Here is an 18,896-nt window from a genome sequence, read left to right as displayed (position 1 = left end):
GGACGGGGAACAAACCGGCCTACACCAGGTGCGGCGGGCGGCCGCGGACGTAAACTTGCGGCGATGGCGGATTCCGCCGTCCGGGGCGGGGAAGGCCCGCCCCCCGTTGAATCCGTTGGCCGTTCAACCGCTGGCCGGCGCAGGGCCGGCCACACCGGTCGCACGGCCGCCCCGAAGCGGGGAGGAGCCCTGATGCACGCGAACAGGGGCGACCGGCTGGTGGTGCACGGCAGGACCGTCGGGCATCACGACCGGGTCGTCGAGATCATCGAGGTCATCGGCACGAACGGCGATCCGCCCTACCGCGTCCGCGGCGAGGACGGGCACGAGGCGATCATGTCCCCCGGCCCCGACTCCGTCGTCCGGCACGGCAAGGCCACCGGCGAGCCGTCCGGCCGCTGACCCGGCACCGCCCACGGACCGCGGACCGGCGCCGCGCACACCGCGCGGCCGGTCCGTACGGCGCCGCTACGCCCGCGCCGCACTGCCGTAGTGGTCGCGCACCACCCGCGCCATGGCACCCGACGGGTCCTTGGCGACGACCTTGGCCGAGAAGTACACATGGCCGCCGACCTGCGGGTACCGGCGGGCGAAGGTGAGGTGGCGGGAGATCTCGGCCGGGTCCTTCCAGGCGACGGGCTGCGTCTCGCCCTCCTTGTAGAGCGCCTCGCCGATGTAGAGGTCCACCCCGGTGCCGTCGACGGTGCGCGCCCACCAGGGGACGAGTTCCGCGTAGTCGGCGGCCTTGGTGCCCAGCGGCCAGTAGACCTGCGGCACGATGTAGTCCAGCCAGCCCTCGCGCACCCAGCGGCGGGTGTCGGCGTACAGGTCGTCGTAGGTCTCCACCCCGGCCTGCGTACGGGAGCCCTGCGGGTCGGTGCCCTGGTTGCGCCAGACCGCGAACGGGCTGACCCCGAACCGCAGTCGGCGCCCGGCCCGCGCGTTCTCCTCGCGGAGCCGGCCGGCCATCTCCTGGATCAGCCGGTCGATGTTGTCGCGCCGCCAGGCGTCCCGGCTCTCGAAGCTGTCGCCGTACTCCTGGAACGCGGCGTCGTCGTCGAAGTGCCCGCCGGCGACCGGATACGGATAGAAGTAGTCGTCGAAGTGGGCCCCGTCGACCGGGTAGCGCCGCACCGCGTCGAACATCGCGTCCTGAACGAAGGCCCGGACCTCCGGCAGCCCCGGGTTGTAGTACAGCTTGCCGCCGTACGGCAGGACCCACCGTGGGTGCCGGCGGGCGGGGTGGCCCGCGGCGAGCCGGCCGGGTTCGGTGTGGTTGGCGACCCGGTACGGGTTGAACCACGCGTGCAGCTCCAGATCGCGCCGGTGCGCCTCGCGGACCGCGAAGTCCAGCGGGTCCCAGCCCGGGTCACGGCCCTGCTGCCCGGTCAAATACTGCGCCCACGGCTCGTACGGGGAGGGCCACAGGGCGTCGGCGGTGGACCGCACCTGGAAGAAGACCGTGTTGAGCTTGCGGGCGACGGCGGTGTCGAGGAGGGCGCGCAGTTCGCGCTGCTGGTCGGCGGGGGTGAGCCGGGCGCTGGAGGGCCAGTCGAGGTTGGCCACGGTCGCCAGCCACATACCGCGCATCTCGCGCCGCGGCGCGCCGGCCGCGGGCGCCGCCGACCCCGCGGTGAGCAGTGCGGAGGCCGCGCCCAGTGCGGTCACCGCGAACCCTCTTCGTGTGATCCGTCGCATCAAAAGTCCCCAAGTTGTCTGGTTCGTCCCGTCTTGAGGGCTCAGAATGCCCGCCCCGGGGCCCGTAGCACAGCACCTCGCGGAGTAACGTCGGGACCGAAAGCGGGCGTCGCACCTTACGGCGCACCGCCGGTTCCTGAAGATCAGCGAAAGGCACGAGGTGACGGACACATTTGCCGACATTGCACGCGTCGGAGTGGTCGGCTGCGGCCAGATGGGCGCAGGCATCGCCGAGGTGTGCGCCCGCGCCGGGCTGGACGTCATGGTCGCCGAGACCACCGGCGAAGCGCTGGAGCTGGGGCGCACCCGCTTGACCAACTCCCTCGGCAAGGCCGCCGAACGCGGCAAGATCACCGACGAGGAGCGCGACACCACGCTCGGCCGGCTCAGCTTCACCACCGACCTCGGCGAATTCGCCGACCGTGACCTCGTCATCGAGGCCGTGGTGGAGAACGAGCAGGTCAAGACCGAGATCTTCCAGATCCTCGACCAGGTGATCACCCGCCCGGACGCCATCCTGGCCTCCAACACCTCGTCCATCCCCCTGGTGAAGCTGGCGGTCGCCACCTCCCGCCCCGACCAGGTCATCGGGATCCACTTCTTCAACCCGGCCCCGGTCCAGAAGCTCGTCGAGCTGATCCCCGCCCTCACCACCGGCGAGGAGACCATCAAGCGCTCCGAGGCACTGGTCCAGGACGTCCTGGGCAAGCACGCGATCCGCGCCCAGGACCGCTCGGGCTTCGTCGTCAACGCCCTGCTCATCCCGTACCTGCTCTCCGCGATCCGGATGTTCGAGTCGGGCATCGCCAGCCGCGAGGACATCGACAACGGCATGGAAATGGGCTGCGCCCACCCCATGGGCCCGCTCAAACTGAGCGACCTCATCGGCCTGGACACCGTCGCCTCGGTCGCCGCCTCGATGTACGAGGAATACAAGGAGCCCCTGTACGCCGCTCCCCCACTGCTCGCCCGCATGGTCGACGCGGGCCGACTTGGCCGCAAGTCCGGGTCGGGGTTCTACGCGTACTAGAGCTTCTGACGATGCCACCAACTGGCGCTACTCCAGGGGCAGTTCACCTGGGGTAGCGCCAGTGGCATGCTTGCGGTCGGGGAGACCACCGCGACGGCAAGTGATCGAGGCGGCGCGGCGCCAACGGCGGTCAACGTCAACCGCTACCTCGCCGCCGCTCTCGTCACACGCACCGCAGACTCATCCGCCGAGCCACGAACCACGCCCCCTTCCCTCGAAACGCTAACTTCCGGCCTCTTTTGTACGCGTCCGTGCCAATTTGCTGGTGGGAGGTCTACTCTGCTGCCTGCTCTGCCGCGTCGGGTGGCGGGGTGTGGCCCGGGGTGCTTCGGGGCTGGGGGGACATCGTGCGCGATCGAGGGGTGTTCGCGGCTGCGGTAGCTCTGGCGAGCGCCGGAACGGCACGCGGCGGCACGGCCACCACACCCCACGTCGTCAATGTCACGGCGGCGTCGCAGATCCCGACCGTGGGCAGTCACCTCGCGGGCGCCGTGCCCCACCCGCAGCGCGCGCAAGGCCTCGTCAATCCTCAAGTGGAAGCTGGAGTTGACCCATGTCCACACGACGCTCTCTGCTCGCGCTCGTCACCGCCGCGCTGACGATGCTGGTCATCGCTCTGGCCGGCGCGCCGGCGCAGGCCGCGGGGTTCAACACGATGAGTATCTGGAATTCGAGCCACTGCCTCGACAATGCCACCGAGAACGCCTCGAAGCTGCAGATGTGGAACTGCACCGGCGGGCCCGAGCAGAAGTGGCTCGCGGAGTTCCTCCCGGGCAGCATGTACCGGTTCGTCAATCAGAACACGGGGCGGTGCATCACCGGGCCGACCGCCGCGCACCCGGGCCTGTGGATGGACGAGTGCAACCTCCTCCCCGACACCCAGAAGTGGCGGGTCTTCTACGAGGAGCCCCGGGGCCTGTTCAAGGTGTGGCAGAACGTGGGCAACGGGCTGTGCATGACGACCAGCAGCGTGGCCAACGGCACCCAGCCGCAGACGACCACCTGCAACTCCGCCGCCGCCTACGAGAGGTGGCACTAGCGGGAGCGGCGGCCCGGGCGGGTGGACTGCGTGTGCCGAGCCCATGGGGTGCCCGCCCGCCGTTCGGGGGGGGGAACCGGCGGGCGGGCCCCGGGCCGGCGGGCGCCCGTCCGCCGGCGTTCGGCCCCCGTGGCACCTCGCAGTCAACTCCCCCGCGGGCGCGGAAGGGAGAGTGTGAACGGCCCCGGCAGGGGTGCGCGATTCACACCCCGTACGAATGCTGCGCGCAGCCCGTCACCCGGGGTCACTTCACACGGGGTGTGAAACACGGACCAGCATCTCCGGTCCGCACACGCTCCCGCCCGTCGCCGCAGCGCAGTTGACTGTTCTGTATATGAACGACGAACTCGCGAGACGAAGGAATGAGGAGCGGACCGTGACCGCCCACCCCCGAACCGATCCGGTGATCGCCGACTTAGCCGAGCTGAGACGTCTGCACGACGTCGGCAACGCGCGGGTCGACGGTCAACTCGCGCTGCTGGCGCAGCGCTCGGCGCAGCAGGCGCGGGACGCGGAGGAACTCCAGCTGCGCATCACGCAGCTGGAGAGCACCCGCTGGCCGCTGTCCTCCCTCGCCGCGCTCACGGGACTCGCGGCACTGGCGGTGACGGTGTGGCAGGCCATGGGCCGGTGACCGCAGGCCGCGGTCACCGGCCGACGCGGGTCAGCCGAGCCGGATGTGATGCAGCATCAGCAACGCGGCGGCCATGTTGGCGGCCGGCACCTCCCCTCGCGCCACCATGTCGGGCACCAGCTTCAACGACACCCACTCGCGCCGCTCGGACTCGAAGCCGTCCTGCGGCGGACCGGTGTACTCGGCGTGGTCGGACCAGTAGATGTGATGCCGGGCGTCGGTGAGGCCGTTGGACGGCTCGACCGTGAGGAGGTGGTGGAGGGGTCCCGGGCGCCACCCGGTCTCCTCCTGCATCTCCCGGGCGGCCGCCACCGCGATGTCCTCGCCGTCCTCGACGACACCGGCGGCCAGCTCCCAGCCCCAGGTGTCGGTGATGAACCGGTGCCGCCACAGCAGCAGCACCTCATTGGCCTCGTTGACCACGGTGGCGACGGCGACGGGCCGCATCCGGATCAGATAGTGATCCAGGTGACGGCCGTCCGGCAGCTCCACATCGGCCAGATTGACCCGGAACCAGGGGTTCGCATAGACGGGCTTTTCGCTGAGATTGTTCCAACGCACGTAACTGCCACCTTCCGCTGTAGTGCCGGCAAGGTGACACGAGCCCGGGCGGACACTCCCTACAGCGGAACGCGCAGCACCTCGTCGATCAGATCGGCAGCCTCGTCCGTCGCGGAGCTCCCGGTCCTGGCCAGATGCTCGCGCACCGCCCGCAGCCGGTCCCGCAGCCGGTGCGACTCCATGCCCCGAGCCTGCTCCGTCATCTGCGCGGCATCGGCCACAGCCCGGTCCGCGTCGCCTTGGCGCAGCTCGATATGGGTGAGCATGGCCAGCCGGTGGACCCGGCCGCGGTCGTGTGCGGGGGTGTCGACGGCGGCGTCCGCCTGTTCCCGGGCGGCCCGCAGGTCGCCGAGGCTCAGCAGCGCCTCCGCCACTTGTACGTTCACCAGGCCGGGCTGGACATAGCCCGTCTCGGCCGGCTCCTGCCCGGGCCGGATGCGCTCCGCGGCCGCCTCCGCACGCCGGATGCACGACAGCGCGCTGGCGCCGTCGCCGAGCCGGGCGTAGGACTTGGCCTGCATCGCGTAGAGGTCCGCGGCGAGCGCCGGGGTGATCTGCGGGCCCGCGGCCCGCAGCGCCGCCTCCGCGAAGGCGACCGCCTGGCGGTATTCCCGTACGAAGAGGGACTGGTTGACCAGCAGCGCGATCACATACGCGCCGAGGCCGCGGTCCCCGCTGGCCTTGGCCAGCCGCAGCGCCTGATGGAAGTAGCGCTGGGCCAGCCCGAGAGCGTCCGAGTCGTACGCGCAGATGCCGGCGACCGCGACCAGTCCGCCGGTCGCCCGGTGGAGCTGACGCCCCGTCGCATCGCTGTAGCTGCCCCGCAGCAGCGGCGCCGCCTCGGAGTTGAGGAATCCCACGATGCGTGCTCTGGTAGCGATACCACCCGCCTTCCGGTACATCGTCTCGTAGTGCGTCCGGGCGGCGCGCAGCATCTCGATGTCGGCCATGCCGACGCGCGTCAGCCCGTCGCGGGACACATCGGAGTCCTCGGGCGGGTTCTCCCACTCCCATACGGGGATGACCGCCGAGGTGCCGGTCAGCGCGGGCGCGTCGAGGATGTGCGGCCGCTGCTGCTCGTCGGAGCGCCACAGCGCGGTGGCCCGCTCGACGAAGCCGGAGAGCGGGGTGTCGGCGCTGCGCCGGGCGCCCGGGCCGCTCAGCCCGATGTCGTCCAGCCCGACCGGCCGGTGCAGCCGTTCGCCGAGGATCTCGCAGATCAGGTCCGGCACCTGCCCGCGCGGCCGCTGGCCCTTCAGCCACCGGGCCACCGCGGTGTGTTCGTAGCGCAGCGCCAGTCCGCGGCGGCGGCCGAGCTGGTTGATGCGTGCGGCCAGTCCCGCGTGCGAGATGCCGGCCTCGTCGAGAACCGCGCCGAGCAGGGTGTTGGGCTCCATACCGGCCTCCCGGTGAGCCGGGCCCGACCGCGGACCATCAGCTCATGGCCTTGTCGACTTCACCACTCCGTCAGTTGAGCGTAGTGAAGCGCCGCTCACACGGGGTGTGAAGGGGTTCCGCCCCTCAACTCGGGGCGCAGCCCCGCAACATGTACGCGATGACCGCGTCGAGGCCGGACTCGACCTCGGCGGCGGGGAGCACGCCGCTCACCGCGAAGCTGGCGTAGCCGTGGAGGGTGGTGAACACCGGCATCGCGATGGCGTCGACGGGCCCCTGGCGCACCTCGCCGCTGCGCTGGCCCTCCGCGACCATCTCCTCGGCCATGGCGCCCAGTTGGTGCGCGGCCGTGATCAGCGCGTCGGATGCCGCCGGGTCGTGCTTGACGGTGTACATGAGGTCGAGCAGCTCGGCGTTTCCGGTGGCGAAGCCCACGTACGCGCGCACCAGTGCGGCGAGCCGGTCGGCGAACTCCTCGCCCGCCGCCTCCCGGGATCCGGTCAGGGCCGCCGCCAGCCGCTCGAAGCCGGCCAGCGCCAGCGCGTCGAGCAGGGCCTGCTTGTCCTTGAAGTGGCGGCTCGGCGCGGCATGGCTGACGCCGAGGTCGCGGGCGAGTTCCCGCAGGGACAGCGCACCGGGCCCCTTCTCGCGGAGCGTCTGCTCGGCGCGGGTGAGCAGCGCGGCGCGCAGGTCTCCGTGGTGGTAACGACGAGTGTGCATGGCCGCCATCCTATCCCCCATGTATTCACTGGCTACATTGTTGGCATTGACATCATTGTTGGCGTTGCCTACATTGAAGCCATGGCTCACACCCCGCGATGGAACGCAACCGACATACCCGACCAGACCGGCCGCACCGCCGTGGTGACCGGCGCCAACAGCGGCCTCGGCCTCGCCACCGTCGACGCGCTGGCCCGGGCCGGCGCCCATGTGGTGCTCGCCGTACGGGACCCCCGGCGCGGCGAGGCCGCGGCCGACACCGTGCGGGGCGCCCGCGGCAGCGTCGAGGTCCGCCGCCTCGACCTGGCCGACCTGGCCTCCGTACGCGCCTTCGCCGCCGGCTGGCAGGGCCCGCTCGATCTGCTGATCAACAACGCCGGCGTCATGAACATCCCGGAGTCCCGCACCAAGGACGGCTTCGAGAGGCAGTTCGGCACCAACCACCTCGGCCACTTCGCCCTGACCAACCTGCTGCTGCCGCACGTCACCGACCGCGTGGTGACCGTGTCGTCCGGCGCCCACCGGCTGCCCGGCAACCACATCCACTTCGACAACCTGAACCTCACCGGCTCCTACCGCCCCATCACCGCCTACAGCCAGTCCAAGCTGGCCAATCTGCTGTTCACCCTGGAGCTGCAACGGCGCCTCGCCGCCGCGGGATCACCCGTGCGCGCCCTCGCCGCCCACCCGGGCTGGGCCGCCACCAACCTCCAGGGCGCCGACGCCAGCGCGCTGCGACGGGTGGTGATGCGGGTGGGCAACCGCGTGGTCGCGCAGGACAACCGGGCCGGCGCGCTGCCCACGCTCTACGCCGCCACCCAGGACCTGCCCGGCACCTCCTACCTCGGCCCCGACGGGCTCGGCGAGATGCGCGGCGCACCGACGATGGTCGGCAGGACGGCCGCGGCCAGCGACGCCGGGACCGCCGGCCGGCTGTGGCAGGCCTCCGAGGAGCTGACCGGCGTCGCCTTCCCGTCACTGGACGGGCAGGAGGTCACCGCGGAAGCCGCCCGCCCGTAGGGATGGTGCCGGCGGCCTCCGCCGGCACCCGCACCCGGTCGTTGCTCAGCATCACCAGTGCCACGTCGTCGGTGAGGCGCCCGCCCGCATGCCGCAGCAGCGCCGCCCGCACCTCCCCGACGACCCCCGCCGGCGAGGGTCCGCACGGCGCCGCGGCCGCCTCGGCACCGCGACGCAGCGCCTGCGCCAGCGGGAAGAACTCCCCCGCCGCGTCCCGCGCGTCAGCTGCCCCGTCCGTGTGCAGGAACAGCCCCTCGCCGGGCCGCAGCCGCCCGCAGCGCACCGCACGCACCTCCTCGGGCAGCGGAAACAGCCCCAGCGGCGGCATCGGCTCGGTCCGCGCGAGCGGGGTGACCGCCCGGCAGGCGACGCGGTAGGGCCACGGATGCCCGCAGTTCAGCGCCGTGACCGAGCCGTCCCGGGCCACCTCGACCAGCAGCAGGGTCACGAACTCCTCGGCGAGCTGCCCCGCCGGCTCCCCGCCGTCCGCCTGCCGCCCGTCCCCCGCCCGCTCCCGCAGATGCCGCTGGTGCGACCGCTCCAACCGCCGCAGCACGCCGCCGAGTTCGGGCTCGTCGTGCGCCCCTTCGCGGAAGCTGCCGAGCATCGCGGCGACGGTGCCGATCGCCTCCAGCCCGTGGCCGCGCACATCCCCGATCACCGCGCGCACGCCGTGCCGGGTCCCCACCACCTCGTACAGATCCCCGCCGACCTCCGCCCCCTCGCTCGCCGAGAGGTGGTGGGCCGCCAGCAGCAGCCCGTCGATCCGGCGCGGCAGCGGCCGCAGCACCACCCGCTGAGCGGCGACGGCGACCTCCCGGGCGCGCGCCAGGTCCCGTAACAGCCGCAGCCGCCGGCCGGCTGTCAGATAACTGGCAGCGATCACCGCGAGGACCGCCCCGCAGGTCGTCACGCGGGTGGCGGGCCCGGCCCCGGGCGCCACCGGGCCGAACGGCACCAGCGCGAGCAGCGCGCACACCCCGCCCATCAGGACGCACTTGCGGCGGCCGGTGCCCGCGCAGGCGATGGCCGGCGCCGCGGCGAGGAGCGGCAGCAGCTGGCCGCCGGTCGGGCGGCACAGCTCCCAGGCCACCACGCCGAGCACCCAGAGGCCGGGCAGGACGAAGACGACGGCCCGCCGGGCGTGTGCCGCCCCGGCGCGTACGCCGCTCCGCGCCCAGGTTCGGATCATGCCGATGGCCCCCCTCGCCGGTGGTCCCCCTGGCAGGCGCTGAGCGGGTCGGTGCGACCCGTCGCCGCGGTCACGCGGGCCGCCCGGACCCGACCGATTCTGGCGACGTTCCGTGTTCCTTTGGGGACAATGTGTGCATGTTCACCCGATGGGGTGATGGTGTACGGATCCGATGGTCTCCCCGGGGGCGGCGAGCCCCGCCGCCACCGCTCCACAGGCGCCTCCCGCGCCTCCGACCCGTCCCACAGGTGTCGCGGAGCCCCACCCGTCACACAGCACAAAGGCCGGGGGCGCAGACGGTCATACCGTCTGCGCCCCCGGCCTTCAGCACGCCGTTGCGGCGGGCGCGGGCAGTGCCCACGCTCAGCCGCGCAGCACCGCCCCGGTCCGCTCCACGGCCGTCGCGACCGCGGCGTCACGGGCCGTGGAGGCCTCCTCCGCGGTCAGCGTCCGGTCCGCGGCGCGGAAGCGCAGCGCGTAGGCCAGCGACTTCTTGCCCGCGCCGAGCTGCTCGCCGGTGAAGACGTCGAACAGCCGCAGCGACTCCAGCAGCTCACCCGCACCGTCGCGCAGCGCGCTCTCGACCTCCGCCGCGGGGACGGTGTCCTCGACCACCAGCGCGACGTCCTGGGTCGCGACCGGGAAGGCCGAGATCTTCGGGGCGCGCAGCGCTCCGCCACCGGCCCGCTCCAGGCGGTCCAGGTCGATCTCCATCGCGCAGGTGCGCTCCGGCAGGGCCAGCGTCTTGATCACCCGCGGGTGCAGCTCACCGGCGTTGCCGACGAGGATCTCCTCGCCGTCGACGAGCGCCAGCAGCGCCGCACAGCGGCCCGGGTGGAACGGGGCGTGCTGGTCCTGACGGACGATCAGCTCGACACCGGCCTCCCGCGCGACGGTGCGGCCCGCCTCGATGGCGTCCGCCCAGATCGCGGGGCGTGCGCCGCCCCACCAGCCGGCCTGCTCGCGGCCCCCGGCGAGCACCACGGCGGCGCGCCGCGGCTGCTGCGGCAGCGACACGTCCAGCGAGGCGATCTCGTCATCGGTCGGCCGGCGGTCGACGACCAGCCGGGTGGCCGGCTTCTCGTCACCGGTCGCCCGGAAGACCGGGCCGGTCTCGAAGAGCGCCAGGTCGTGCGAGCCGCGGCCGTGGTTGCGGCGCAGCGCGTTCAGCAGGCCCGGGATGAGCGTGGTGCGGAGGTCGGGCTCCTCGTCGGAGAGCGGGTTGACGAGGGTGACCGCCGCGCGCCGCGGGTCGTCCTGCTCGATGCCGAGCTGGTCGAGCACGTGCGAGCCGGTGAACGGGTAGTTCAGCGCCTCGACATAGCCCGCACCGGCCAGCGCCCGGCCGACCCGGCGGTGCAGCCGCTGACGCTCGGTCAGCCCGCGGCCGGCCGGCGGCTTCGGGAGCGTGGAGGGCAGGTTCTCGTAGCCCTCCAGCCGGATGACCTCTTCGGCCAGGTCGTTGGGCTCGCTCAGGTCCGGCCGCCAGGACGGCACGGTGACGACCAGCTCGTCCTGGCCGTAGACGTCGCAGCCGACCTGCTGGAGGCGGCGGACGACGGTCTCCCGGCCGTAGGCGACACCGGCGACCCTGTCCGGGTGGTCGGCGGAGACGGTGATCGTGCGCGGCCCGCGGGGCGTGACGATCTCCGTGACGCCCTCCTCCGCGGTGCCGCCCGCGAGCAGCACCAGCAGGTCGACGGCGCGCTGGGCCGCGGCGGACGCGGCCTCCGGGTCGACGCCGCGCTCGAAGCGCTTGGCGGCCTCCGAGGACAGCTTGTGCCGGCGGGCCGTCCGGGCGATGGAGAGCGCGTCGAAGTGCGCGGCCTCGATCACGACATCGGTGGTGCCGCTCATCCGGCCGGTGCCGGGGTCGGCGATCGCCGCGGCGATCTCGGTGTTCGCACCGCCCATGACGCCGGCGAGCCCGATGGGCCCGCGGTTGTCGGTGATGACCAGGTCCGCCGCGTCCAGCACCCGCTTGGTGCCGTCGAGGGTGGTCAGCCGCTCGCCCGGGGTCGCCCGGCGGACGCCGATCGGGCCGGCCACCGTGGTCCGGTCGTAGGCGTGCAGCGGCTGGCCGAGCTCCAGCATCACGTAGTTGGTGATGTCGACGGCCAGCGAGACCGGACGCATCCCGGCCTTCTGCAGCCGGCGCTGCATCCACAGCGGGGTGCGCGCCTCGGGCTCCAGGCCGGCGACCGTCCGGGCGGTGAAGCGGTCGCAGCCCAGCGGGTCGGAGACCTGGACGGGGTAGCCGCCGGCGTTCGGCGGCGGGACGTCGAGCAGCGCCGGGTCGCGCAGCGGCAGACCGTAGGCGGTGGCGGTCTCGCGGGCGACACCGCGCATCGACAGGCAGTAGCCGCGGTCCGGGGTGACGGCGATGTCCAGCACCTCGTCGACGAGCTCCAGCAGCTCGATGGCGTCGCTGCCGACCTCGTACTCCGGCGGCAGCACGATGATGCCGTGCGTACCGTCATCACCCATGCCCAGCTCGTCGCCGGAGCAGATCATGCCGTGCGAGGTCTTGCCGTAGGTCTTGCGCGCGGCGATCTTGAAGTCGCCGGGCAGCACGGCGCCGGGGAGGACGACCACGACCTTGTCGCCGACCGCGAAGTTCCGCGCGCCGCAGACGATTTCCTGGGGCTCGCCGGTGCCGTTGGCCCGGCCGACGTCGACCGTGCAGAAGCGGATCGGCTTCTTGAAGCCCTCCAGCTCCTCGATGGTCAGTACCTGGCCGACGACGAGCGGGCCCTCGAGGCCCTCGCCGAGGCGCTCGACGGTCTCGACCTCCAGGCCGACGGCGATGAGCTTGGCCTGTACGTCACGGCCGGTCTCCGTCGCCGGCAGGTCGACGTACTCCCGCAGCCAAGAAAGCGGGACCCGCATCAGATCTCCATCCCGAACGGCCGGGTGAACCGGACGTCGCCTTCGAACATGTCACGCATGTCTTCCACGTTGTGCCGGAACATCAGCATCCGGTCGATGCCGAACCCGAAGGCGAAGCCGCTGTACTTCTCGGGGTCGACGCCGCAGGCGATGAGCACCTTGGGGTTGACCATGCCGCAGCCGCCCAGCTCGATCCAGCCCTCGCTGGAGCAGGTGCGGCAGGGGCGGTCGGGGTTGCCCACGGACTCGCCACGGCAGACGTAGCAGACCATGTCCATCTCGGCGGACGGCTCGGTGAACGGGAAGTAGTTCGGCCGCAGCCGGGTCTTCATGTCCGGACCGAACAGCGCCCGGACCATGTGGTCGAGGGTGCCCTTGAGGTCCGCCATGGTCAGGCCCTCGTCGACGGCGAGCAGCTCGATCTGGTGGAAGACCGGGGAGTGCGTGGCGTCCAGCTCGTCGGTGCGGTAGACCCGCCCCGGGCAGACGACGTACACCGGCGGCTCACGGTCGACGAGCGTGCGGGCCTGCACCGGCGAGGTGTGGGTGCGCAGCACGACACCGGACTCGTCGCCCTCGGTGCCCGCACCCTGGACGAAGAAGGTGTCCTGCATCTGGCGCGCCGGGTGGTCGGGCACGAAGTTCAGGGCGTCGAAGTTGAACCACTCCGCCTCGACCTCGGGGCCCTCGGCGACCTCGTAGCCCATCGCCACGAAGACGTCCGCGACCCGCTCCATGAACGTGGTCAGCGGGTGCCGGGCGCCGGCCGGGACGCGGTCGTAGGGCAGCGTGACGTCCACGGCCTCCTCGACCAGGACGCGCGCGTCGCGCTCCGCCTCCAGCTCCTCCTGGCGGGCCTTGAGCGCCTGGTTCACCCGGCCGCGGGCCTGGCCGACGCGCTTGCCGGCGTCCGCCTTGGCGTGCGGGGGCAGGGCGCCGATCTCGCGGTTGGCGAGCGCGAGCGGCGAGCGGTCGCCGGTGTGCGCGACCTTCACCTCACGCAGCGCCTCCAGGTCGCCCGCGGCGGCGACGGCGGCGAGCGCCTCGTCCAGCCGGGCGGCGATCTCTTCCGGTTTCAGGGCTTCGACCTCGACAGGGTCGTACGACTTATTGGGTGCGGACATCTCTTCCCGTGCTTCCGGTGGACTGGCTTGGCTTGGCTCGCGTCGCCTCGGCGCCTCGATCACAAAGGTCGACTGCCGAGCCCGCGTGTGCCCGCGATGCCTGTGCGCCAAAGGTGCCAAAGGTCAAGTCTAAGGGGGACGGACCTCGCGGCAGGTCCGCGCCCCCGCGGGGCGCCCGCCGCTTCCTCTCAAGCCATGAAGGCCGGGGCCGCGACGGGCAGGCTAAATCGGAACTGCGCGCCGCCGGCCGGGGCCCGGCCGACCGTGATCGTCCCGCCGTGCGCCTCGACGATGCCCTTGACGATATAGAGGCCCAGGCCCGTGCCGCCGCGCTTGCTGCCCCGCCAGAAGCGGGTGAAGACGCGGCTCATCGACTCCTCGGGAATGCCGGGGCCCTCATCGCTCACGGTGACGCTCGTCCCCTCCGCGCTGGTCGCATCCGATACCGGTCCGACCTCGATGGTGACGGTTCCCTCGCCGTGGCGCACCGCATTTTCCAGCAGGTTGCCCAGCACCTGGTCGACCTTGTCCGGGTCCGCCCACAGATCGGGCAGCGGCTCCAGCATCCGGATCAGAAAGCGGTCGGGGCGCTGGCCCGCGGTGGTCTGTGCCTGGACGTGCCGGCGCACCGCGGCGGTCATGTCGACCCGCTGGCGGCGCACCTCCAGCCGCCCGGAGTCGATCCGGGAGATGTCCAGCAGCTCGGCGATCAGCCGGGTGACGCGGTTGGCGTCGGCGTCCACCGTCTCCAGCATCAGCCGCTTCTGGTCGTCGGTGAAGCGCTCCCACTTCTGGAGGAGGGTGGCGGTGAACCCCTTGACGGAGGTCAGCGGCGAGCGCAGCTCATGGGCGACGGTGGCGATCAGCTCGGCGTGGCTCAGCTCCGTGCGCCGCCGCGCCTCGGTGCCGCGCAGCGCGATCACCAGCCGCTCGACGGGACCGGTCGGCACCTTGCGGACATAACGGGCGGAGACCAGCACCTCGCGGCCGCCGAGCAGCAGATTGCGCTCCGGCTGGCCGCGGCGGATGGCCAGCCCGCCGTAGGGGTCGGTGAGCCGCCACCAGCGGCGGCCCTCGATGTCCTGGAGCGGCAGGGCGTGTTCGAGGCTGCGGCCGAGCGCCGCGCCCGGGGCGATGCCGGTGATCCTGGCCGCCGCGGCGTTGAAGCAGACCACCCGGCCCGCCTCGTCGGCGACCACCAGGCCGTCGGGAAGGTCGTCGGGGTCCAGTCCGAGACCGGCCCCCAGGGCGTCCGCCCCGCCGGCCGCGGCGGGCGGCGGCGCGCTTGCCGGTCCGCCGGACGGGCTCCCGTCAGCGGTGGCTGTGGTGCCGGAAGTCCGCACACTCATCCCCGTTACCCCCTTCCGGGCCCCCGGGCACGCAAGCCTACTAGCTCGCACCCCACCTGCCACGAGGATCCGCGGTACGCCCCTCAGCCGGGTGACACCGCCCGGCACCCGCCGGCGCCGCGCTGCGCGCGGGCGGAGGCGTAGAGGCAGACCGCGGCGGCCGTCGCGAGGTTGAGGCTCTCGGCCCGCCCGTGGATCGGGACCCGCACGACGGCGTCGGCCAGCGCCCGGGTCTCCTCCGGCAGCCCCCAGGCCTCGTTGCCGAAGACCCAGGCGGAGGGCCCGCCCATGGAGCCGGTGTCCAGTTCGGCGTCCAGATCGCGGTCGCCCGCCCCGTCGGCGGCGAGGATCCGCACCCCGGCGCCCCGCAGCCCGGCCGTCACCCGCTCGACGGGCACGCCCACCGCGACCGGCAGATGGAAGAGCGAACCGACCGACGCCCGCACCGACTTGGGGTTGTAGAGGTCCACCGAGGCGTCGGTGAGCACCACCGCGTCCGCGCCGGCGGCGTCCGCGCAGCGCAGCACGGTGCCGGCGTTGCCGGGGTCGCGGACGTTGGCGAGCACCGCGACCAGCTGCGGGCGGGCGGCGAGGATCTCCTCGAACGGCGAGTCGAGGAAGCGGCAGACGCCGAGCAGGCCCTGCGGGGTGACGGTCTGCGAGATGTCGGCGACGGTCCGGTCGTCGGCGAAGTGCACCCGCACCCCGGCCGCGCGGGCCGCCTCGACGATCTCGGTGTGCCGCTCGGCGGCCTCGACGGTCGCGAACAGCTCGATCAGGGTGGGCACCCCGTCCCTGCGGTGCGCGATGGCCTCCCGTACGGCCTGCGGCCCCTCGGCGATGAACCGGCATTCCTTGCCGCGGAAGGCGCGGCGGGCCAGCCGCCGGGCGGCGGTGACACGCGGGGAACGCGGGGAGATCAGCTCGGGGGTGCCCATGGGCGGCGGCTCGCTTCTGTTGTTCGGTGCGGGTGGGGACCGCGGCGCGGGAGGTGCGCGCCGCTTCCGGAAAAGCGGCGGACCCGCAGGCCGGGGCCTGCGGGTCCGCTCAACGTCGTCAGGCTGGAGTTCAGGCAGCCTTCGGGGCGTTGACGTCGCTCGGAAGCGCCTTCTGGGCGACCTCGACGAGCGCGGCGAACGCGTTGGCGTCCGTCACCGCGAGGTCGGCCAGGATCTTGCGGTCCACCTCGATGTTGGCGGCCTTCAGACCCTGGATGAAGCGGTTGTAGGTCATGCCGTTGGCGCGGGCAGCGGCGTTGATGCGCTGGATCCACAGCTGACGGAAGTCGCCCTTGCGCTTCTTGCGGTCGTTGTAGTTGTAGACGAGGGAGTGGGTGACCTGCTCCTTCGCCTTGCGGTACAGGCGGGAGCGCTGGCCGCGGTAGCCGCTGGCCTGCTCGAGGATCGCCCGGCGCTTCTTGTGGGCGTTGACTGCCCGCTTGACGCGTGCCACTTGTTAACTCCTTGTAGCGGGGCCGTGGTTGTCGTCACACGGCCCGAATCGATTGGGTCCCGGTCCGAGTCGCGCGCCCCCTCCTGTGCGTGGGGCGCGGCGGCTCACTTGCCGAGAAGCTTCTTGATCTTCGCGGCGTCGCCCGGGGCCATCTCGGCGTTGCCGGTGAGGCGACGCGTCACACGGGACGACTTGTGCTCGAGCAGGTGGCGCTTGCCGGCGCGCTCACGCAGCACCTTGCCGGAGCCGGTGATCTTGAAACGCTTGCTGGCACCGCTGTGCGTCTTGTTCTTCGGCATGCGCCGTTCTCTCCTCGTCAGTGGCGCCCCCACCGGCACGGACCGGGCAGGCGGGAGCGTCATGTATCGATTGGTGTCCGGGGCGAGGCGCCTCGGCGGCGGCCGGGGCTCACGCCTCGGGGATCACGCCTGGGCGTGCTCCTCGGTGGGCTCCTCGGCGGGCTCCTCCACGGACTGGTCCGCGGCGACTCCGCCCTGGCGCTCCGCCTTGCGGGCGGCCTGCGCCTCGCGGGCCTCGGCCATCGCCTCGGTCTTCTTCTTGTGCGGACCGAGAACCATGATCATGTTTCGGCCGTCCTGCTTCGGATTCGACTCGATGAAGCCGAGGTCCTCCACGTCGGACGCGAGCCGCTGCAGCAGCCGGAAGCCCAGCTCGGGGCGGGACTGCTCGCGACCACGGAACATGATCGTGATCTTGACCTTGTCACCCTGCTTGAGGAACCGGACGACGTGACCCTTTTTGGTGTCGTAGTCGTGCGGGTCGATCTTCGGCCGGAGCTTCATCTCCTTGATGACCGTGTGCGCCTGGTTCTTGCGCGCCTCACGGGCCTTCATGGCCGACTCGTACTTGAACTTCCCGTAGTCCATGAGCTTGCAGACGGGCGGGCGAGCGTTCGCCGCCACCTCGACCAGGTCGAGGTCGTACTCCTGAGCAAGCTCAAGGGCCTTGGCAAGCGGAACAATCCCGACCTGCTCGCCGCTGGGACCGACAAGTCGCACTTCGGGAACGCGAATCCGGTCGTTGATGCGGGGCTCGGCGCTGATGGATCCTCCTCGGTAGCACCACGCGACGGCCTGGCGGACTGCCGCGTAACGTCTTTTCGGTGTGACCAACCGCGCGGTACATGAAAAATGCCCCGGACGGGACACAGGCGGGGCTCCACATAGATCTGGAGCACCGCCGCGAAGTCTCCGCGGGGCGCAGCCGGACCGTTGACCCGCCAGCCGAAAGGGCCGGTCGGGTGGGAGATCGGAGCCTCCACTTGTGGGCCGGTCACATACGTGTCCGGCCGGTCGGAACACCAGAATACACGAGTCAAGGGGTGGCACCCACTCCTGTGCGGTGGCCGCGGGCCCCTCGCGCGCGCGAGGGCACTCCCGCACGCCGGGCCCGCAGGCGTCGGCCATAGGCTGGAGGCGTCCCCTCAGCAGGAAGAAGACCCGAGACATGAGTGACCAGACCCCGCAGCAGCCCGACGAAGCCCCGAATGCGGAGAGCCCCGACTTCGACGCCATGACCCGAGACATCGCGGAGGTGCCGGCGGTCGAGGTGATCACCACGGTCGCGGTGCATCTGATGAGTTCGGCGGCGGTCAACCTCGGGCTCGCCGAGGAGGGTGCGGCGCACAAGGACCTGGACGAGGCGCGCAAGCTCATCCAGGCCCTGGCCGGGCTGGTCACCGCCAGCGCCACCGAGATCGGCTCGTACCACGCGGCGCCCCTGCGGGACGGGCTGAAGTCGCTGCAGCTGGCGTTCCGCGAGGCCTCGGTCGTGCCCGACGAGCCGGGCCAGGGCCCCGGGGAGAAGTACACCGGCCCCGTGTACGGCTAACAGCGGCGGCGAGAGCGCACACGACGGGCCCCGGCCGGGATGCGGCCGGGGCCCGTCGTGCGGGGAGAGCGGGCGGCGGGTCCTCAGACGGGCTCGCCGGGCTCCGTGGGGGCGCCGTGCGGCATCGCCTCGTCGGCGATGAGGAAGGGCTCGTGCGCCGGGTGGGTGACCTGGTGGACGGCCGCCGCGATGGCGCCGCCGATCAACGGCGCGACGATGAACAGCCACAGCTGGGTGATGGCCGCGCCGCCCGCGAAGAGCGCCGGGCCGATGGAGCGCGCCGGGTTCACGGACGTGCCGTCGAGCGGGATGCCGATGAGGTGGACGGTGGCCAGCGTCAGGCCGATCGCCAGGCCGCCGAAGCCGATCACCGCCACCTTGTGGGTGACCGCCAGCCACACGTAGACGAGCAGGAAGGTCATCACCATCTCGGCGACGAAGGCGCCGCCGAGGTTGAGGTGGACCGCCGAGCGGTCGCCCCAGCCGTTGGTGCCGAAGGAGGCGTGGGTCTGCAGGCCGGGGACCTGCTTGGCGACCAGGAAGAGCAGGGCCGCGCCGACGATGCCGCCGATGACCTGGGCGATCCAGTACTCGGCGGCCGTGCGCAGCGTGATCCGGCGGGCCAGCAGCATGCCCAGGGTCACCGCCGGGTTGAGGTGGCTGCCCGAGATCGGGCCGAGCGCGTAGGCCAGCGCCAGCATGGTGAAGCCGAAGGCCAGGGCGATGCCGAAGGTGCCGATGTACTCACCCGCCAGCACCGCCGAGCCGACGGCGAAGAACACCAGGAGCAGCGTGCCGAGGAACTCGGATACGACCGGGCGGGTCAAGACCGTCGAGATCTCCGTTTTCTCCATGGGGGCTCTCCTCGCGTGGATCTTGAGCTCTCCTCCGCATTGTGCGGCCCTGGAGACGAACCCGCCCGTCGGCGGACCGGGGCCCGGC

Annotated in this window: 19 protein-coding genes; 6 read left to right on the top strand and 13 right to left on the bottom strand. The window is 72.2% G+C overall.

Going from position 1 to position 18,896, the window contains the following annotated elements:
• The first annotated feature begins 192 nt into the window (after positions 1 to 192).
• Entirely contained in the window at positions 193 to 402 is a 210-nt protein-coding gene (locus IEY78_RS15025) for a DUF1918 domain-containing protein (RefSeq protein ID WP_189098421.1), read from the top strand.
• 66 nt (positions 403 to 468) lie between these two features.
• On the opposite strand, the gene IEY78_RS15020 is transcribed toward IEY78_RS15025, so the two are convergent.
• Positions 469 to 1,698 (bottom strand): glycoside hydrolase family 10-like protein, encoded by a 1,230-nt coding sequence (locus IEY78_RS15020; protein WP_189098419.1) that lies wholly within the window; start codon positions 1,696 to 1,698, stop codon positions 469 to 471.
• Positions 1,699 to 1,858: 160 nt separating this feature from the next.
• Here IEY78_RS15020 and IEY78_RS15015 point away from each other — a divergent pair, with 160 nt between their 5' ends.
• From IEY78_RS15015 to IEY78_RS15005, 3 genes are all read left to right on the top strand, one after another.
• Positions 1,859 to 2,728, top strand: a complete 870-nt coding sequence (locus IEY78_RS15015) for a 3-hydroxybutyryl-CoA dehydrogenase (protein ID WP_189098416.1) — start codon at positions 1,859 to 1,861, stop codon at positions 2,726 to 2,728.
• 553 nt (positions 2,729 to 3,281) lie between these two features.
• The gene (locus IEY78_RS15010; protein WP_189098415.1) at positions 3,282 to 3,767 is read left to right on the top strand and encodes an RICIN domain-containing protein; all 486 of its coding nucleotides are present in this window, start codon (positions 3,282 to 3,284) and stop codon (positions 3,765 to 3,767) included.
• Positions 3,768 to 4,143: 376 nt separating this feature from the next.
• Positions 4,144 to 4,401 carry a hypothetical protein gene (locus IEY78_RS15005; RefSeq protein WP_189098413.1) on the top strand — a complete coding sequence of 86 codons (258 nt, stop codon included), beginning with the start codon at positions 4,144 to 4,146 and terminating at the stop codon, positions 4,399 to 4,401.
• A 30-nt stretch (positions 4,402 to 4,431) separates the two neighbouring features.
• Here IEY78_RS15005 and IEY78_RS15000 read toward each other — a convergent pair whose 3' ends face one another.
• From IEY78_RS15000 to IEY78_RS14990, 3 genes are all read right to left on the bottom strand, one after another.
• The gene (locus IEY78_RS15000) at positions 4,432 to 4,962 is read right to left on the bottom strand and encodes an NUDIX hydrolase (RefSeq protein ID WP_189098411.1); all 531 of its coding nucleotides are present in this window, start codon (positions 4,960 to 4,962) and stop codon (positions 4,432 to 4,434) included.
• 59 nt (positions 4,963 to 5,021) lie between these two features.
• Positions 5,022 to 6,359, bottom strand: coding sequence for an NsdA family TPR-like regulatory protein (locus IEY78_RS14995; protein ID WP_189098409.1), 1,338 nt, complete (start codon positions 6,357 to 6,359; stop codon positions 5,022 to 5,024).
• A gap of 124 nt (positions 6,360 to 6,483) precedes the next feature.
• Entirely contained in the window at positions 6,484 to 7,077 is a 594-nt protein-coding gene (locus IEY78_RS14990) for a TetR/AcrR family transcriptional regulator (protein ID WP_189098407.1), read from the bottom strand.
• Between the two features lie 81 nt (positions 7,078 to 7,158).
• On the opposite strand from IEY78_RS14990, the gene IEY78_RS14985 reads away from it, so the two are divergent.
• A complete protein-coding gene (locus IEY78_RS14985; protein WP_189098405.1) occupies positions 7,159 to 8,097 on the top strand; it encodes an oxidoreductase in 939 nt (312 codons plus the stop codon).
• Here IEY78_RS14985 and IEY78_RS14980 read toward each other — a convergent pair.
• The 8 genes from IEY78_RS14980 to infC form a co-directional block, all read right to left on the bottom strand.
• Positions 8,072 to 9,289 (bottom strand): PP2C family protein-serine/threonine phosphatase, encoded by a 1,218-nt coding sequence (locus IEY78_RS14980; RefSeq protein ID WP_189098403.1) that lies wholly within the window; start codon positions 9,287 to 9,289, stop codon positions 8,072 to 8,074. The genes IEY78_RS14985 and IEY78_RS14980 overlap by 26 nt on opposite strands.
• Positions 9,290 to 9,652: 363 nt before the next feature.
• A complete protein-coding gene (pheT, locus tag IEY78_RS14975; RefSeq protein ID WP_189098401.1) occupies positions 9,653 to 12,178 on the bottom strand; it encodes a phenylalanine--tRNA ligase subunit beta in 2,526 nt (841 codons plus the stop codon).
• A complete protein-coding gene (gene pheS, locus IEY78_RS14970) occupies positions 12,178 to 13,302 on the bottom strand; it encodes a phenylalanine--tRNA ligase subunit alpha (RefSeq protein WP_189098399.1) in 1,125 nt (374 codons plus the stop codon). The genes pheT and pheS overlap by 1 nt, the downstream gene beginning before the upstream one ends.
• A gap of 188 nt (positions 13,303 to 13,490) precedes the next feature.
• Positions 13,491 to 14,651 carry an ATP-binding protein gene (locus IEY78_RS14965; protein ID WP_189098397.1) on the bottom strand — a complete coding sequence of 387 codons (1,161 nt, stop codon included), beginning with the start codon at positions 14,649 to 14,651 and terminating at the stop codon, positions 13,491 to 13,493.
• Positions 14,652 to 14,734: 83 nt separating this feature from the next.
• Complete coding sequence (locus IEY78_RS14960) at positions 14,735 to 15,589, bottom strand: TrmH family RNA methyltransferase (RefSeq protein WP_189098395.1); 855 nt, start codon at positions 15,587 to 15,589, stop codon at positions 14,735 to 14,737.
• 130 nt (positions 15,590 to 15,719) lie between these two features.
• Complete coding sequence (gene rplT, locus IEY78_RS14955) at positions 15,720 to 16,103, bottom strand: 50S ribosomal protein L20 (RefSeq protein WP_006607577.1); 384 nt, start codon at positions 16,101 to 16,103, stop codon at positions 15,720 to 15,722.
• A gap of 104 nt (positions 16,104 to 16,207) precedes the next feature.
• A complete protein-coding gene (gene rpmI / locus IEY78_RS14950; RefSeq protein WP_006607578.1) occupies positions 16,208 to 16,402 on the bottom strand; it encodes a 50S ribosomal protein L35 in 195 nt (64 codons plus the stop codon).
• Between the two features lie 123 nt (positions 16,403 to 16,525).
• A complete protein-coding gene (gene infC, locus IEY78_RS14945; RefSeq protein ID WP_189098393.1) occupies positions 16,526 to 17,236 on the bottom strand; it encodes a translation initiation factor IF-3 in 711 nt (236 codons plus the stop codon).
• A 334-nt stretch (positions 17,237 to 17,570) separates the two neighbouring features.
• Between infC and IEY78_RS14940 the strand changes: the two genes are divergently transcribed.
• The gene (locus tag IEY78_RS14940) at positions 17,571 to 17,954 is read left to right on the top strand and encodes a DUF1844 domain-containing protein (protein ID WP_189098391.1); all 384 of its coding nucleotides are present in this window, start codon (positions 17,571 to 17,573) and stop codon (positions 17,952 to 17,954) included.
• An 83-nt stretch (positions 17,955 to 18,037) separates the two neighbouring features.
• Here IEY78_RS14940 and IEY78_RS14935 read toward each other — a convergent pair whose 3' ends face one another.
• Positions 18,038 to 18,808, bottom strand: a complete 771-nt coding sequence (locus IEY78_RS14935) for an MIP family channel protein (protein ID WP_189098389.1) — start codon at positions 18,806 to 18,808, stop codon at positions 18,038 to 18,040.
• Positions 18,809 to 18,896: the final 88 nt, after the last annotated feature.

Origin of the sequence: Streptomyces kronopolitis (assembly GCF_014646275.1) — a bacterium.
GTDB classification, from domain to species: domain Bacteria; phylum Actinomycetota; class Actinomycetes; order Streptomycetales; family Streptomycetaceae; genus Streptomyces; species Streptomyces kronopolitis.
The sequence above is the reverse complement of the archived record's forward strand: the minus strand, read 5'-3'. Positions and strand labels throughout refer to the sequence as shown.

Excerpts from the sequence above, each read along its gene's own strand:
- IEY78_RS15010 (WP_189098415.1), top strand. The coding sequence starts at position 3,282 with ATGTCCACACGACGCTCTCTGCTCGCGCTCGTCACCGCCGCGCTGACG.
- IEY78_RS15025 (WP_189098421.1), top strand. The coding sequence starts at position 193 with ATGCACGCGAACAGGGGCGACCGGCTGGTGGTGCACGGCAGGACCGTC.
- IEY78_RS14960 (WP_189098395.1), bottom strand. The coding sequence starts at position 15,589 with ATGGGCACCCCCGAGCTGATCTCCCCGCGTTCCCCGCGTGTCACCGCC.
- pheT (WP_189098401.1), bottom strand. The coding sequence starts at position 12,178 with ATGCGGGTCCCGCTTTCTTGGCTGCGGGAGTACGTCGACCTGCCGGCG.
- IEY78_RS15020 (WP_189098419.1), bottom strand. The coding sequence starts at position 1,698 with ATGCGACGGATCACACGAAGAGGGTTCGCGGTGACCGCACTGGGCGCG.
- IEY78_RS14990 (WP_189098407.1), bottom strand. The coding sequence starts at position 7,077 with ATGCACACTCGTCGTTACCACCACGGAGACCTGCGCGCCGCGCTGCTC.
- IEY78_RS14995 (WP_189098409.1), bottom strand. The coding sequence starts at position 6,359 with ATGGAGCCCAACACCCTGCTCGGCGCGGTTCTCGACGAGGCCGGCATC.
- IEY78_RS14985 (WP_189098405.1), top strand. The coding sequence starts at position 7,159 with ATGGCTCACACCCCGCGATGGAACGCAACCGACATACCCGACCAGACC.
- IEY78_RS14965 (WP_189098397.1), bottom strand. The coding sequence starts at position 14,651 with ATGAGTGTGCGGACTTCCGGCACCACAGCCACCGCTGACGGGAGCCCG.
- rpmI (WP_006607578.1), bottom strand. The coding sequence starts at position 16,402 with ATGCCGAAGAACAAGACGCACAGCGGTGCCAGCAAGCGTTTCAAGATC.
- pheS (WP_189098399.1), bottom strand. The coding sequence starts at position 13,302 with ATGTCCGCACCCAATAAGTCGTACGACCCTGTCGAGGTCGAAGCCCTG.
- IEY78_RS14935 (WP_189098389.1), bottom strand. The coding sequence starts at position 18,808 with ATGGAGAAAACGGAGATCTCGACGGTCTTGACCCGCCCGGTCGTATCC.
- IEY78_RS14980 (WP_189098403.1), bottom strand. The coding sequence starts at position 9,289 with ATGATCCGAACCTGGGCGCGGAGCGGCGTACGCGCCGGGGCGGCACAC.
- IEY78_RS14940 (WP_189098391.1), top strand. The coding sequence starts at position 17,571 with ATGAGTGACCAGACCCCGCAGCAGCCCGACGAAGCCCCGAATGCGGAG.